Annotated in this window: 16 protein-coding genes; 10 read left to right on the forward strand and 6 right to left on the reverse strand. The window is 61.6% G+C overall.

The genetic code is table 11. The features are described 5' to 3' along the window. Positions 1–26: 26 nt before the first annotated feature. From ASS64_RS15110 to ASS64_RS15135, 6 genes are read right to left on the reverse strand one after another with little or no spacing between them, the layout of a single operon-like run. Positions 27–545: a nuclear transport factor 2 family protein gene (locus ASS64_RS15110; protein WP_083508410.1), complete on the reverse strand. Its 519-nt coding sequence runs from the start codon at positions 543–545 to the stop codon at positions 27–29. Between the two features lie 24 nt (positions 546–569). Beyond that, entirely contained in the window at positions 570–1,883 is a 1,314-nt protein-coding gene (locus ASS64_RS15115) for a copper resistance protein B (RefSeq protein WP_067696328.1), read from the reverse strand. Then, positions 1,880–3,679, reverse strand: coding sequence for a copper resistance system multicopper oxidase (locus tag ASS64_RS15120; protein ID WP_067696331.1), 1,800 nt, complete (start codon positions 3,677–3,679; stop codon positions 1,880–1,882). Before ASS64_RS15120 ends, ASS64_RS15115 begins: the two co-directional genes overlap by 4 nt. 55 nt (positions 3,680–3,734) lie before the next feature. Next, positions 3,735–4,295, reverse strand: coding sequence for an RNA polymerase sigma factor (locus tag ASS64_RS15125; RefSeq protein WP_054527887.1), 561 nt, complete (start codon positions 4,293–4,295; stop codon positions 3,735–3,737). A gap of 6 nt (positions 4,296–4,301) precedes the next feature. Then, positions 4,302–4,736 (reverse strand): Spy/CpxP family protein refolding chaperone, encoded by a 435-nt coding sequence (locus ASS64_RS15130; RefSeq protein ID WP_054527888.1) that lies wholly within the window; start codon positions 4,734–4,736, stop codon positions 4,302–4,304. A 3-nt stretch (positions 4,737–4,739) separates the two neighbouring features. Continuing rightward, positions 4,740–5,036, reverse strand: a complete 297-nt coding sequence (locus ASS64_RS15135; protein ID WP_067696334.1) for a hypothetical protein — start codon at positions 5,034–5,036, stop codon at positions 4,740–4,742. A 133-nt stretch (positions 5,037–5,169) separates the two neighbouring features. Between ASS64_RS15135 and ASS64_RS15140 the strand changes: the two genes are divergently transcribed. The 10 genes from ASS64_RS15140 to ASS64_RS15190 all read left to right on the forward strand — a co-directional run bounded on the left by ASS64_RS15140 (position 5,170) and on the right by ASS64_RS15190 (position 13,803). Beyond that, positions 5,170–5,874, forward strand: coding sequence for a class I SAM-dependent methyltransferase (locus ASS64_RS15140; RefSeq protein WP_067696346.1), 705 nt, complete (start codon positions 5,170–5,172; stop codon positions 5,872–5,874). Further along, positions 5,871–6,335: a DUF411 domain-containing protein gene (locus tag ASS64_RS15145; protein ID WP_029140646.1), complete on the forward strand. Its 465-nt coding sequence runs from the start codon at positions 5,871–5,873 to the stop codon at positions 6,333–6,335. Before ASS64_RS15140 ends, ASS64_RS15145 begins: the two co-directional genes overlap by 4 nt. Positions 6,336–6,546: 211 nt before the next feature. Further along, entirely contained in the window at positions 6,547–6,819 is a 273-nt protein-coding gene (locus tag ASS64_RS15150) for a hypothetical protein (RefSeq protein ID WP_010240151.1), read from the forward strand. A gap of 284 nt (positions 6,820–7,103) precedes the next feature. Then, a complete protein-coding gene (locus ASS64_RS15155) occupies positions 7,104–8,408 on the forward strand; it encodes an APC family permease (protein ID WP_255356054.1) in 1,305 nt (434 codons plus the stop codon). Next, a complete protein-coding gene (locus tag ASS64_RS15160) occupies positions 8,405–8,818 on the forward strand; it encodes a potassium channel family protein (RefSeq protein WP_054527894.1) in 414 nt (137 codons plus the stop codon). Before ASS64_RS15155 ends, ASS64_RS15160 begins: the two co-directional genes overlap by 4 nt. Further along, entirely contained in the window at positions 8,815–9,342 is a 528-nt protein-coding gene (locus ASS64_RS15165) for a DUF305 domain-containing protein (protein WP_172807445.1), read from the forward strand. The genes ASS64_RS15160 and ASS64_RS15165 overlap by 4 nt, the downstream gene beginning before the upstream one ends. After that, entirely contained in the window at positions 9,339–9,827 is a 489-nt protein-coding gene (locus tag ASS64_RS15170) for a DUF6692 family protein (protein WP_066761563.1), read from the forward strand. Before ASS64_RS15165 ends, ASS64_RS15170 begins: the two co-directional genes overlap by 4 nt. Positions 9,828–9,935: 108 nt before the next feature. Then, entirely contained in the window at positions 9,936–10,640 is a 705-nt protein-coding gene (locus ASS64_RS15175; RefSeq protein WP_067683269.1) for an NAD(P)-dependent oxidoreductase, read from the forward strand. Positions 10,641–10,683: 43 nt separating this feature from the next. Beyond that, positions 10,684–12,033 (forward strand): rhodanese-like domain-containing protein, encoded by a 1,350-nt coding sequence (locus ASS64_RS15180; protein WP_066761557.1) that lies wholly within the window; start codon positions 10,684–10,686, stop codon positions 12,031–12,033. Positions 12,034–12,567: 534 nt separating this feature from the next. Further along, complete coding sequence (locus ASS64_RS15190; protein WP_067684652.1) at positions 12,568–13,803, forward strand: TolC family protein; 1,236 nt, start codon at positions 12,568–12,570, stop codon at positions 13,801–13,803. Positions 13,804–13,807: the final 4 nt, after the last annotated feature.

Genomic DNA, 13,807 nt, shown 5'->3' on the forward strand with positions numbered 1-13,807 from the left:
CGGTGCTACCTCTTCGAAAGCCGTAATCAGTTGCGCGGCGCGCGCGACGAGGAATGGTACTGGACGATTCTCCAGCCGTCCGCATCGTGAGCAAGCACCGATGTCGCCACGCCGTCGCGCTCTATCACCCGGCCATCGGTAAGTTCGATGCGATAGCCATACGTCTCATTAGCATGGGCCATGTGCCCCATCCGGGTGACGGTCAGCGTGGGGTCGGTAAAGGTGAAGCTCACAATCGCGTCGAGCTCGGGGCCCAAATGGTGCTCCATGTAATTGGCAAAGCTTCCTTCCGCCTTGCCATTCTCGAAGATCGCCGAGTCCTCGGCGAAGAGCGCACGCATTGCCTGCGCGTCGCGCGCTTCAAGAGCGGTGCGATAGGCCTTGAGGGTTTCTTCAGCGCCCGCGACATCCTCCGCCGAAGCGTCCATCGCGTGCATCTGATGGTTCGCATGGGAAGAGTGGTCCATCTGCTGCGCGAAGGCTGGCTGCGGTATCAGCGCGGCAACAAACGAAGTCGCCGCGATGCGCGTCAAAGTCTTGGTCATGGAAGTTTTATCCTTTTTGAGGTTTCAGAACCAGAATCGCACACCGACGACATAATTGGTGACGCTCGGATCCTCTCCGGCGGCCCGCGCAAAATCCGCGCTGTCGCCGATGCGCCATTCCTGCGAAACGCCGACATAGGGTGCGAATTCGCGCGCGAACTCGTAGCGTAGACGCAGGCCCGCCTCGATCCGATCAAGACCGGCTCCGATGCCCAGCTCGGGAATGTCCTGCGCAGAAAGCGCGAGTTCGGCTCTGGGCTGGAGGATCAACCGCTGCGTGATGCGCTGGTCGAGTTCGCCCTCGATCCGCGCGGTCACATCGCCCTTGGTGGAGACGAAGGCCGCGGCATCGACCTCGAAGCGGTACGGCATGAGACCCTGGATACCGATCGCCGCATGGGTGCGCTCCGGACCGGTCAGGTCCTGGCGAACACCTGCCTGGAAATCGAAGAAGGGCGCAATGGCGCGGCTCCAGAGCGCCTGGACCTCGGCGCCTTCTATGGGTTCGCCGAAGCTGCCCTCCCCCTCTGACTTGAACCAGAATTTGTCGATGTCGCCGCCATAATAGCCCTGGATGTCCCACAGATATCCATCCTTCCCCTCGCGGGCGCGGTATTCGAGCCGATCGCCCTGAAACCAGAAGCGCATTCCTCCGTCGGTCTCGCGGACAAGCTCGCGGCGCGCTTCGTTCATGGCTTCCTCGCCCCAGATGGCGACCGCCGCGCGCGCGGGGCCGCTCCCGGCTTCTGGAGGAGGCGGCAGCAGCGGGATATCATCGTCCGCGCCCATCTGCATCGCCGAATGGTCCATGCCCTGCATGTCCTGCGAAGGCGTCTCCCCATGGTTCACCTGGCTGTGATCCATCTGCCCATGGTCCATCGACGAACTGGCTTCCGCCTGTCCCATCTCGCCGTGATTCATCTGCGAATGATCCATCGCGCCTTCGGCAGGCTTGCCCTGCGGCACCGAGCCGTGATCCATTCCGTCATGACTTTCGGGCGATGCCTGTGGACGGGCAGCGTCCATCGGCATTGTCATGCCAGAATGGCCATCCAGAGCTGTCATCGAACCATGATCCATGATTGAATGATCCATCTCGGAGCGGTCCATGGCGGCTTCAGGCTGAGCAGCCGGTTCGCATGCTCCATCTGCTACCGGATGCCCCATCGCGCGATGGCGCTCGGCTTCTTGCTCGCACTTTGTCTTCGCGTCAGCCTGCGCCTCGGCGCTTTGCTGCGGTTCCGCCGGCGAATGACCGGCATGCTGTGCCGCCGCGGGCAAGGCGAGAATTGAGCCGGCTGCGACCGATGCGAGCAGGCTGGCAATACGAATTTTCATGCTTCGCTCCCGTCGGGATTGGCGACCGTGACGATCTGAAACATCCCGGCATGCATGTGATAGAGAAGGTGACAGTGGAAGGCCCAGTCGCCCGGCTCGTCCGCCGTCAGGTCGAACTGCGCGCTACCACCCGGCTGCAGGATCACCGTATGCTTGAGCGGTTGACGATCGGCCGGGGCGCCATTGACCAGCTCGAAGAAATGACCGTGCAGGTGAATGGGGTGCGCCATCATCGTGTCGTTGACGAGCTTCACGCGCACGCGCTCGTTATAGGCGAAACGGATCGGCTCGTCGGAGACGGCGGAGAACTTCTTGCCGTCGAACGACCACATGTAGCGCTCCATATTGCCGGTCAGATGGATTTCCATTCGCCGTGACGGCGTGCGGCCCTCGCGGTGCGGCGTCAGAGCGCGCAGCTTGCGATAGTCGAGCGTTCGATGAGGGACATCGGCGAGACCGATGCCGGGATCGCCCATGCGGTCGACCGGGTTCATCGAGACCATGTCGAGACCGGGCCCGACCTTCACATCGGGCGGCAGAAGCGAGGTGTCGCGCATCTGCATGCCCGACATGCCCGCCATCTCGGATTGACCGGAGGTACCATGATCCATCCCCGCCATGTCGCCGCCACTTCCGTGGTCCATTCCCGACATGCCGGCATCGCCCGACGAGCCGTGGTCCATGCCGCTCATGCCCATGTCCGCCATGGTGAGGAGCGGCGGATCGCGCAGCGGCGGAATGGCGGCCCGCGCGCCGGGTGCGCTCGCGAGTGTGGCAATACCCATGCCCGAGCGGTCCATCGACTCCGCGACCAGCGTGTAGGCCTGTTGCGCGCCCGGCGTCACGACGACGTCGTATGTCTCGGCCACACCGATCTGGAACTCGTCGACCTCAACCGGCTCGACGTTCTGCCCGTCCGCCTGAACGATGGTCATCGGCAGGCCGGGAATGCGAATATTGAAGAAGGTCATGGCGCCGGCATTGATGAAGCGCAGCCGCACGCGTTCGCCCGGGCGGAAGAGGTATTCCAGATTGTCGAGCGGGCCATGGCCGTTCAGAAGATAGGTATAAGCCGCGCTCGACACGTCGAGGATGTCCGTCGGCATCATGCGCATTTTCGCCCACATCCGGCGATCCTCGCCCGAAAGCGGGTAATCGTCGGTCCAGGTGTTCTGGTGGTAGTTGAAGTAGCCTTCGCCCTTCTTGAGCTTGTCGAAAATCGTGTGGGGCGACATTGCGCTGAATTCGCTCAGCACCACGATATATTCGCGGTCGGCCTGAACCGGATCGGGTCCGGCGGGATCGACCACGATCGCGCCGTAATGCCCGGCCTGTTCCTGCAGCCCGCTATGCGAGTGCCACCAATAGGTGCCTGACTGGCGAACCGGGAATTCGGCGGTGAAGGTCTCTCCCGGCTTGACGCCGGGGAAGCTTACTCCCGGCACTCCATCGAGTTGAAACGGCACGAGCAGACCGTGCCAGTGGATCGAGGTATCTTCCTCGAGCTGGTTATGGACATTGAGCCGGACGGTCGTGCCTTCCTGCAAACGCAGCAGCGGACCGGGGATCGTGCCATTGACGGCGATCGCTCCCCCGCGCCTGTTACCGGTCGCGAAGGCCGATCGGGCAACGGTGAGGTCGATATTGGGGCCGGATACCTCGTCCAGCCCCTTGCGGGCGTTACCTGCGAGGATGTCCGCGCCGCGTGCCCAGGCAGGCATCGCCCCGGCAAGGCTGAGCAGACCCATTCCTCCTGCTCCGGCTCCGAGAAACTTGCGTCGATTGACGGCGATCATAAAGGGCTCCTGACGTGGTGTTTACCGTTACTTACGCGCGCGCCCACCCAACCCCTCAAAGTTTTTCGAAGCGCTCCTTCAGCCTGTTGCGCGCGCGGTATACGCGGGTTTCGATCGCCTTTTCGGTCGTTCCGAGAAGATCGGCCGCCTCGGCCTGGCTACGCCCCTCGATGGTGACGAGCACAAGCGCTTCGCGCAGCCTTACAGGCATTCGCGCGATCTCGGCCTGGACACGATTGAGCTCTTCCCTGGAAACGGCCGACGTTTCAGGACCCGGCAAATCGTCGGCGATGGAATGGAGTTCGTCATCGCCCGACAGTCCGAAAAAGCCCGCGACCTTGCGCCTGCGCAAACGGTCCCGGCAGCGGTTGAGGACAACGGTTGTCAGATAGGGTCCGATCGGCTTGTCCGGATCGAGCCGATGGCGCGTCAGCCACACCGAAGCGAGGCTGTCCTGAACAACGTCCTCCGCCTGAGAAGGAGAGGAAAGCATGCGTGTCGCGAGCGCGAGAAGCCGACCCGTTTCATGCTCGACGAGTTGGCTGAAAGCCCGCTTGTTTCCAGTCCTCGCTTGCGAAACAAGGGCCTCATCCGGATTGTCGCCCGCCCCCGACATGGCGCTTCAGTCCCGCGGGTCGCGGGTCAGGGCGTCGGAGACCTTGCGGTCGAACTGGCGTTGCTGATCGGGTTCGAGAATTTCGCGCATGTCGAAGACATGGCGCACCGTTGCTTTCTGCAGATCGCCCATGCGTGCATGCACCTCGTCGATCGCGGCCGAGACCTCGGGACCGTACTCATGCTCGGTTTCCATCGCCTGGGCGAGCCGGGCATTGGCTGCGCGCGCCGATCCTTCGAGCCTTGCCCTTTCGACAGCAAAACGGGCCTCGAGCGCATCGAGACGCTGCTCCTGGTCGGCCGTCAGGGTGAGCTCGTCGTGCACGAAATCGTGGAGGCCGGAGCCAGCCTCGTGATTGGCCCAGCGATCCGCGGCAATCGCGCCGAGGCATCCTGCGAGCGCTGCGAGAAGCACCGCGAGAACGATATGCGTCGACTTCAAACCCTATTGCTCCACATGGAGGAGCGCCGATGGAGACAGCTGTTCGCCGAGGATCGCACTGTCGCCAAATGGCGCGGACGACGTGCCATACCCCCCGGGCCAACCGCTCGTTCCGGCGCCAGCCCCGAGCCCGACGACAAACAGACCGACGAACAAAGCCGTGCGGCGGCGTCGGTCGGCGATTTCGCCAAGCTGTCCGGCGCGCTGCCAAACGCCATCCATAAAGTCGGCGGGGACCTCGCTAGCGGCGCTGGCGGAGAGGGTTCCGAGCACCGCATCAAGAGAGTGTTTGTCACGCATCCGAAAAACTCCTGTGGGTTCCACGTGCCCTATACGCGCTCGCCTGCACAATCCCTTAAACTTCTTTTTTTGAGGGAATGTCCCCCGCCATACGTAATCGAGACGGGTCTGCCAGAATCGGGTCGAACCCGGGATGAATGGGAGCGAACGCGTGAACAATATCACCGCGCCTGAAGATCACGGCGAATTCACGCCTCTTCTTGGCAAGAGCTTTCTGACGCCGCTTTACGACCGGGCGCTCGGTCTGTTCACCCGCGAACATCTCTGGCGACAAAAGATTGTCGAAGAGCTGCACCTTGTCCCCGGCGACCGGGTGATCGATGTCGGCAGCGGAACCGGTACACTTCTCAAGGCCTTGATGACGGATTGCCCGGAAGCGGGTCTGATCGGTGTCGAACCCGACCAAGAGGCGCTCGCGCTTGCGCGGCGCAAGTTTGGGGCGGGAGCCGATCTCGTCAAATGGCACAATGGCTTTCTCGAAAGCCTCGAGCTGCCCGCAGGGTGGCAGCCGAACAAGATCGTCAGCAGCCTCGTCCTTCACCAGGTTCCCTTGCGCAAGAAGCAGGCAATCCTGGAAACCATCGAAAGCTTGCTCGTGCCAGGCGGAACCGTCTTGATCGCCGATTATATGAAGCAGGATAGCCCACTCATGCGGAGCCTCTTCCGGGCGACCGTCCAGTCGCTTGACGGCATTAGCGACACGCAGCCCAGCGCCGACGGCGAAGTCGAAAAACTGTTCGCCGAAATCTTCACCGAGCCATGCCTGCTCCACCGGTTCCCGACGGTGACCGGGACGATCTCGCTATGGCGCGGATACAAGAAAGGAATTGCACAATGATCTGGAAAAAGCCTGCCCTGTTCCGGCGATCGGTCAGCGGCGCGGCCTTGCTCGTGCTGGCAGCCTGTTCGAACGTGGCTCAGGCAGCGACCTATACGATGTTCAGGGACCCCGGATGTGGATGCTGTCTCAACTGGGCAGGCCATCTTGAAGATGGGATGAACGCGAAGGTGGCATCGGTCGATAGCAACGACATGGCGGCGATCAAGACAGCGCGCGGCGTACCGGAAGAATTGTGGTCGTGCCACACGATGGAGGTCGATGGATACATCATCGAAGGTCACGTGCCCGCCGAAGCCGTCGCCCGACTTTTGCGCGAGCGGCCCGACGGCGTTGCCGGTCTAGCGGTTCCGGGAATGCCTCTGGGATCGCCCGGCATGGAGGCCGGAAACCGGATCCAGCCCTATGAGGTCATCGCCTTTGGTCCGACCGGACAGAGCGTCTTCGCATCTTATCGGTGATTGTAAGGAACTGACGCCAGTGGCCGCGCGAGAAATAAGGGCGATGTCTCGTTGAAGAACAATCGCGCGGGAATAACACAGAAGCCCGGGACACCGGGACGGGCGCTAAGATGCCTGTCGATCATCCCGCTGGGTCCGGGGCCGGCTGCCCCGACGGTCCCGGACCCTTCCGTTTGCATAATTTTAGGACGCACGAAGTGGGAGAAATGCGATGGTAAAAGGATCAATCAAGAACTCGATATTCGCATGGGGCTGGACGCTCAGCGTGTTCCTGCTTGTCAGCTACCTCCTATGCATTGCCTTCGGAGTCCTCGCACCCGAGCGGTTTCACATGCACCAAGCCTGGGCTCCGTTGCTGCCATGGTTCGAATGGCTGACCCTGTCGGGATTTCTTGCAGGAGCGGTGGGCAGTTTTCTCTACGGCTGGTACATCGCACTCATCGCGGTCCCGCTGCACCGGTTTTTCCAGGCCCGGTTTTCCTGATTTGACGCGCTGAATATTAGGCGCACTCAGCGTGGACTGCCGTGCCTTGACGCGCCGCCATCGGCATCGCTGCAGGAAGAAAGAGCGCGCCGCCGGAAATCGATAGCTCAACGCGATTCCGGGGCCAGCCCAAGGATGGCTCATGCCCCGCCAGAAAATTTTTTGAGGGGTGAGCCGCTTCGCAACGTACTGCTTGTCGTGATGTTTCTCGGACGGGAGGACATCGACAGGGGAAAGACTTGCAGACAGATGGCAACGATCAACATGGGAAGAGTGCTGGATCGATAACGCTGCTTGGCGGTGTCGCAATGGGAACCGGCGTCATGATCGGCGCTGGTATTTTCGCACTGACCGGCCAGATTGCCGAACTGGCTGGACCGCTATTTCCGCTTTCTTTCATAGTCGGCGCCCTGGTCACTTCCCTAGCCGCCTACAGCTACATCAAGATGTCGAACCGCTGGCCCTCCTCTGGCGGCATCGCGATGATTCTTCAGAAGGCCTACGGACCGGGTGTTGTTGCAGCATCGGCATCGCTCCTGATGGCGCTGTCGATGGTCATCAACGAAAGCCTGGTCGCTCGGACCTTCGCGACCTATGCCTTGCGGCCCTTTGGGCTCGAGAGCAGCGGCATTCTGGTTTCCGTCGCGGCACTGGCGCTCATCGTCTTCGCCTATTTCGTGAATGCGGCAGGCAACAAATCGGTCAGCGGTTTCTCTCTCGTCATGTCGGCGATCAAGATCGGCGGCATCGCCCTGTTCGCGATTGCGGCGATCTGGGCCAGCGGCTTTTCGGGCGGCGCCTTCTCAGAGCCAGTCGCGCTTTCGGGTCTCGACGCGTTGCTCGCGTCGGTCGCCTTCTCGATCCTCGCGTTCAAGGGTTTCACCACCATCACCAACAGCGGCGGCGAAATCATCGATCCGCACCGAAATGTTGGCAGAACTATTATCATTTCGATCACAGTATGCGTGGTCGTCTACCTTCTGGTCGCGGTGGCGGTCGGAGCCAGCCTCAGCACTTCGGAAATAGCGCAAGCGCGCGATTACTCGCTTGCGGCAGCTGCGCGCCCCGCGCTCGGAGAGCTTGGGTTCTATTTCACAGTCGCAATCGCGATCGCAGCCACGACCTCGGGTGTCATCGCCAGCGTTTTCGCCGTTTCGCGAATGCTGACGATGCTGACCGAAATGAAGATGATCCCGCATAGCCATTTTGGGATGAAGGGACCGATCCGCAGTCACATGCTGGTCTATACCGTCGTGGTCGCCGGCACGCTCGCGGTCCTGTTCGATCTTTCGCGGATCGCCTCGCTCGGAGCGTTCTTCTATCTCGTAATGGACATGCTCGTGCATTGGGGCGTGCTGCGCGGTTTGCGGGAAGAAATAGGCGCGCGTGCCTGGATCCTCTGGTCGGCGCTCATGGCGGACGGCGTAGTCCTGACAGCTTTTGCCCTCGCCAAGCTCAAAACCGACCCTGCGGTCGTCGCCTATGCGGTCGCAGGTATTGCCGCAGTGTTCGGAGCCGAATGGTTCTATCTCCGTCGGAATCCTGCGCTGCGTGAAATGCCCGCCACACACGATGGAGATCATCGATGATCGCCGCACTAATTCTCGCCATTGCACTTTTCCTGGCCTCGGTCGGCGTGCATCTGTCGATCCTCGGCGCAGGGCATCGCATGCTCGACGCACCCGGAAATTTCTCCGCCAAACTTGGGGTCGCGCTTCTCGTCCTGGCATCGCACCTGCTTGTCGCGACGCTCTTCGCTGGCGGTTTCTGGCTGGGCGCGGAGCTGGGCCTCGGCGGGTTCGACAAGACGCCGGCGATGAGTGCGATGGACTATTTCTATTTCTCGCTGATCAACGTGACCACGCTGGGGCTCGGCGACATCTACCCGACCGAGCACCTGCGCGTCATTGCCGGCGTCGAAGCCTTGACCGGCTTCGCGCTCATCAGCTGCTCGGCACAATTGTTCTGGACCATGATGAAGGAAGGAGAAAACGCATGACTGAAAGCACATCCCACTCGGATAAGGGAGGGGGCGGCAACTACTGGCGATTCATGGCCATGGTATCGACCTCGACCGTGATCATGTTCTTCCTGATGTACGCCAACAGCTTCGACATGGACGACGTGTTCTGGAGCGAGACGCGCTTCTGGATGATGTTCGTCATGGGCGCGATGATGATGGTGGTCATGCTTCTCTTCATGTGGGGCATGTACAAGGACCGGACCAAGAACTTCATCATCCTGGGCGTCGGAGCCCTCGTATTCGCACTCGCGCTATGGCTCGTACGCAGCCAGACCACGGTCGACGACACCGAATACATGGCCGCGATGATCCCGCACCACTCGATCGCGATCATGACCAGCGAGAGGGCGAGCCTGAAGGATCCGCGGGTTCGCGAACTTGCGCAGGCCATCATCGTCGCGCAGCGGCGTGAGATCGCCGAGATGAAATATCTCATCGAGGACATCGAGGAGAACGGTCCACGCACCGAAGAACGCCTGCCCGAGGAGATGCAGCAATGAACAAGATCGCACTTCTGACGCTTGCAGCCCTCCCGCTGGCGGCCTGCAACACCAATACCGCGGTCGGCAATGATCGCGAAGCGCAGCTCGATCCTCCGGCGACGGCAGCTCCGATAGAGAGTGCTGCGAGCGCTCTTGCCAACCTCAGCCCCGGCCTCATGCTGCCCGAGACCATGAGCGAGGCGGACCTCGCCGCGCTGGGAGCCGAAAACACGTGCCAGTTCCGCCTGACCGAGGTCGCTTTTCCGTCATTCGTCTACGACAACAGCGGTCGCGGGGCCATCAAGATCAACGGCAAGCTGATCCCTGTTACGGCAAGCGCCTCGGGTGAGTATGCGAATGGTGAGCTTCGTATCCGTACGCGCATTCTCGATGACGAAGGAGACGCGGGCTTGCAAATGCAGGAGCTCATCGTCGCCGGCCCCCGGATGAAGGACGAGTTCGGGTTCTGGGGGTACACGACTTGCGGCAACAGCGAAGCGTGAACACGAGCGAGCGGGCGCCGGCTTCCGTCGGTGCCCGCTCCATAATCATGATCGGCCCGGCAAGCGCGGCCGAATTTACAATGAGGTGCTACAGTGGAAGCTGAGCCTGTGACCGATGCAGCCCCCCTTGCGGTCTTCGGTGCCGGAGGAAAGACCGGCACGGAAATATTGCGCCATGCGGTCCGCAAGGGCATCGCGGTACGAGCGTTCGAACACACCCTGCCCGAACCATCGGACAGGGTCGACAATGTCGAGTATTTCCAGTGCGACGTTCTCAATGACGACTTCAGCAGCGAGCTTGAAGGTTGTCGTGCGGTCATTTCCGCACTCGGTATAGGGTTCAGTCCATCCACGACGATCGATCCGCCTCCGCTTTACACGGAGGGAACCCGCAGGCTGGTGGAAGCGATGTCGACGACCGGCATTTCCCGGATCGTCGTGATATCGGCGGCGTTTGTAGAGCCGCAACCCAGCGTTCCTGCATGGTTCGAGCTCACGGCAAGACCAGCCTTGCACAATATTCTCGAACAGATGCGCGCCATGGAAGATCTTCTGGAGCGCGCGAAAGGCCTGAAATGGACGGCTGCGCGACCGGGCTGGCTCCTCGACGAACCCTATACGGGTGAAGCCGTCATTACCGACGAGCGTCTTGCCGAGGGTTGCTTTCGTTGCAGGCACGCCGACCTCGCGGCAGCCATGCTCGAATTCGTCTGCGAGAACACCTGGGTCAACGCTAAACCCGCTATCGCCCGGCCAGAAGCAGACCGCTTCGAGAACGTCTCGGCGCTCAAAGCCGAATTCGGGATCGACTAGATCGACGCGGGCTCGCGGAAACACTCTAACGACGAGGCAAAACATGCTGCTCGAGAAGATAAAGACCCCCGGCCTCTCCCACCTTTCCTATCTGATTGGTTCGCAGGGCAAGGCAGCGGTCATCGATCCGCGCCGGGACTGCGAGATTTATGTCGAGCGTGCCCGCGCCGAAGGGCTGGAGATCACGCATATCTTCGAAACGCACAGGAATGAGGATCTCATCACGGGATCGCCGGTATTGGCCAAAATGACCGGTGCCCGCGTTCTGCACGGTCCAAACCCTGCGGACGAGATTGTTTTCGCCGACACCGCGCGAGAGGGCGACGTTTTCGAGATCGGGAAGTTGCGGATTTCGGTGCTCGAAACTCCCGGTCACACCGACGATCATCTCGCCTTCGTCCTCCATGACGACGATTTTCCCGAAGGACCGGTCGGCGTGTTCACCGGCGATGCGCTCTTCGTTGGCGACGTCGGACGCACCGATTTCTATCCCGAGCGCGCGCGGGAGGTCGCGGGCCTCCTGTACGATTCACTGCAGAAGATTTGCGGTCTGGGTGACCAGGCGATCATTTACCCCGCGCATGGAGCAGGCTCGGTCTGCGGTTCGGGAATGGCGAACCGGGAATTCTCGACCATAGGCCACGAACGTCGCAACAATCCGCGGCTCCAGATAGCCGATCGCGAGGAATTCATCGAGGCGAAGCTCGCCGAGCATCATTACCAGCCACCCTATTTCAGACTGATGGAGCGTCTGAATGTCGAGGGAACATCTCCTGCGCCACGGATCCTGCGACCAAAACGTCTCATGCTCTCGGACATCCGCGAAATCGACGCCGACCATGTCGTCGACGTGCGGGATCCGCTTGCATACGCAAGCGGGCATCTGCCTGGTTCGATATGCCTTCCGGTCGGCATGATTTCGGCGTTTGCGGGCTGGTTCATCAGGGAGGGTGAAACAATCGCCCTCGTCGGATCGGCGGAAGACCAGCTGGCTTCGGCCATGACGCACCTTGTGAGGATCGGGCTCGACTCGATCGTCGGCGGCTATGTCGGTATCGTGCCGGCTGCAGCGCAAGGAATGAAGATGGCGAGCCTTCCGATGATCGGGACGAACGAGGTTCAGGATCGTCTCGAGCGCAAGCGCGACGACTGGACCTTGCTCGATGTGCGTGACCTCGATGAGCGGCGCAGCGGCGCGATCGAGGGATCGGACCACATCTACGTGGGCGAGCTCAATTCCCGCTTCGCCGAGCTCGATCGCGAACGCGCCTATTCCGTCATGTGTGCCAGTGGAATGCGTGCGAGTGTGGCGGCGGGCTGGCTGCAAAGCAAAGGATTTGGCAAGCTCGATATATATCTGGGCTCGATGGGTGCCTGGCAGCACGCGTCGTGATGAACCATCGCACCCGATGCGAGGTCCTTGTCTTGCGCTCTTCAAAGCTTTACGCTTTTTTTATGCGAGTCTTGCGCACCCTTGGACTGCTACTGATCGCCTGCGGGCTGTTCGTCCAGTCGGCAGCGCATGCATCTGCCCTGCCTCAGGCGGTCGATGCAGGCAAACCGGCCTGCGCCGAGATGGAGATGATGGCGGGCGCAGCTTCCATGGACGATCATGACGGCGTGCCTTGCAAGAACCTTCGGCTGGATTGTCTCGTGGCATTCGGCTGCATCCCGCCCCTCGTTCCAGGGGGTGATTCGACCCTGGTCGGTGAAATACCGGCGCAGGCTTCTCAGTTCAGCAGATTAGTCTCCAATTCGCTCGCGGCCCCAAGGCTGGGGCCAGAACCGCCACCTCCGCAATTTCCGGCATGACCCGCGTGCAGGCATAAGCCTGTGCGCTCCTGCCTCTGGATGGACGACCTGCGCTCGATGCGGGCCGGTGATCCGGAACGCGTGTCTGACGCGCTCCTTTTGCGGATGAACGATCATGCAACGAATTACTTGGACCGCGATTCCGGTCCTGCTGGCCCTCGCGCCGGCGAGTAATGCCCAGTCGGTGGGCTATGAAGAAGCTTTGCGAGCAGCAACGAGCGACCAGCCCCAGGTTCGCACAAGCGAGCTGCGACTGGACGCCCGGCGCGAGATCGCCGACGCTGCCGATGAACTGCCCGATCCGCGCCTTCGCGCGGGCATCCAGAACCTGCCGGTAAGCGGGCCGGCTGCGTTCGAGCTGGGTCGCCAGCTCCCTACGCAAATCCAAGTCGGTATCGAACAGGAGATTCCCAATCTCGCGAAACGTCGGGCCCGGTTCGGAATGGCGGACGCCGACATCGACCTTGCCGCAGCACAATTGCGTCAGACCCGTTACAGGGTACGCGTCGGAGCAGGAATGGCATGGATTTCGTTGGCTTATGCCCAACGGGCTCTGACCGTCGCCGACGATGCACTTGCTGAAATCGAGGGGCTCGTACCACTCGCGCGCAGTGCTGTCGCCGCCGGTTCGGCCAGACCCGCCGAAAGTCTGGAAATACGCCGTGCCGTGCTCGAAGTCGAGGATATGCGGACCAGGATCGAGGCCGACCGAGAGGCCGCTCAGGCCATGCTGTCGCGCTATACCGCTCTGCCGACCGCCACCGCGACCGGAACCATCCCTTCGGCCGATCTCGATCCCGAAGGTTTGCGGGCCATGCTTCAAAGCAATCCGGAGCTCGTCGTGGCGCTTGCGCAGGTCCGCCAAGCGGAAGCGAGAAGCGATCTTGCCCGATCGGAAAGGCGTCCGGATTTCGGCGTCAATGTGAGCTATGGACGGCGCGATCCCGATTTTGGCGATGCAATCTCGGTGATGGGTTCGATCACGCTCCCGATTTTCGCGGACCGGCGCCAAAACCCGCGTATAGCCGCCGCCGAAGCCGAAGCGGCTGCGGCACAGTCGGCCAGAGCCGATCGGCTGCGTGAACTCGAAGCCCGGTTCGAAACCGATCTCGCGGCATGGCGCAGCGCTTATCGACAATGGCAGCGCGCGACCGACGAATTGCTTCCCCTTGCCGAAAGCCGCGTGGACCTCGAGCGCGCGAGCTTTGCCGCGGGCCGCGCGGAACTGCTCGACGTCATCGACGCCATCAAAACGCTCGCCGTGCTGCGGGTGGACATTCTGCAACGCGAGGAAGCGACCGTCGAAGCCGCCGCGAACCTGCGACTGACCTATGGGGAGTATGGCCGATGAGAGC

It is taken from the genome of Erythrobacter sp. AP23, from assembly GCF_001542855.1.
Classification (GTDB): Bacteria; Pseudomonadota; Alphaproteobacteria; order Sphingomonadales; family Sphingomonadaceae; genus Qipengyuania.

Bases quoted from the DNA above. Each gene is read 5' to 3' on its own strand.
- ASS64_RS15180 (WP_066761557.1), top strand. From the start codon at position 10,684: ATGCTGCTCGAGAAGATAAAGACCCCCGGCCTCTCCCACCTTTCCTAT.
- ASS64_RS15140 (WP_067696346.1), top strand. From the start codon at position 5,170: ATGAATGGGAGCGAACGCGTGAACAATATCACCGCGCCTGAAGATCAC.
- ASS64_RS15170 (WP_066761563.1), top strand. From the start codon at position 9,339: ATGAACAAGATCGCACTTCTGACGCTTGCAGCCCTCCCGCTGGCGGCC.
- ASS64_RS15135 (WP_067696334.1), bottom strand. From the start codon at position 5,036: ATGCGTGACAAACACTCTCTTGATGCGGTGCTCGGAACCCTCTCCGCC.
- ASS64_RS15120 (WP_067696331.1), bottom strand. From the start codon at position 3,679: ATGATCGCCGTCAATCGACGCAAGTTTCTCGGAGCCGGAGCAGGAGGA.
- ASS64_RS15145 (WP_029140646.1), top strand. From the start codon at position 5,871: ATGATCTGGAAAAAGCCTGCCCTGTTCCGGCGATCGGTCAGCGGCGCG.
- ASS64_RS15190 (WP_067684652.1), top strand. From the start codon at position 12,568: ATGCAACGAATTACTTGGACCGCGATTCCGGTCCTGCTGGCCCTCGCG.
- ASS64_RS15165 (WP_172807445.1), top strand. From the start codon at position 8,815: ATGACTGAAAGCACATCCCACTCGGATAAGGGAGGGGGCGGCAACTAC.
- ASS64_RS15160 (WP_054527894.1), top strand. From the start codon at position 8,405: ATGATCGCCGCACTAATTCTCGCCATTGCACTTTTCCTGGCCTCGGTC.
- ASS64_RS15110 (WP_083508410.1), bottom strand. From the start codon at position 545: ATGACCAAGACTTTGACGCGCATCGCGGCGACTTCGTTTGTTGCCGCG.
- ASS64_RS15150 (WP_010240151.1), top strand. From the start codon at position 6,547: ATGGTAAAAGGATCAATCAAGAACTCGATATTCGCATGGGGCTGGACG.
- ASS64_RS15125 (WP_054527887.1), bottom strand. From the start codon at position 4,295: ATGTCGGGGGCGGGCGACAATCCGGATGAGGCCCTTGTTTCGCAAGCG.
- ASS64_RS15115 (WP_067696328.1), bottom strand. From the start codon at position 1,883: ATGAAAATTCGTATTGCCAGCCTGCTCGCATCGGTCGCAGCCGGCTCA.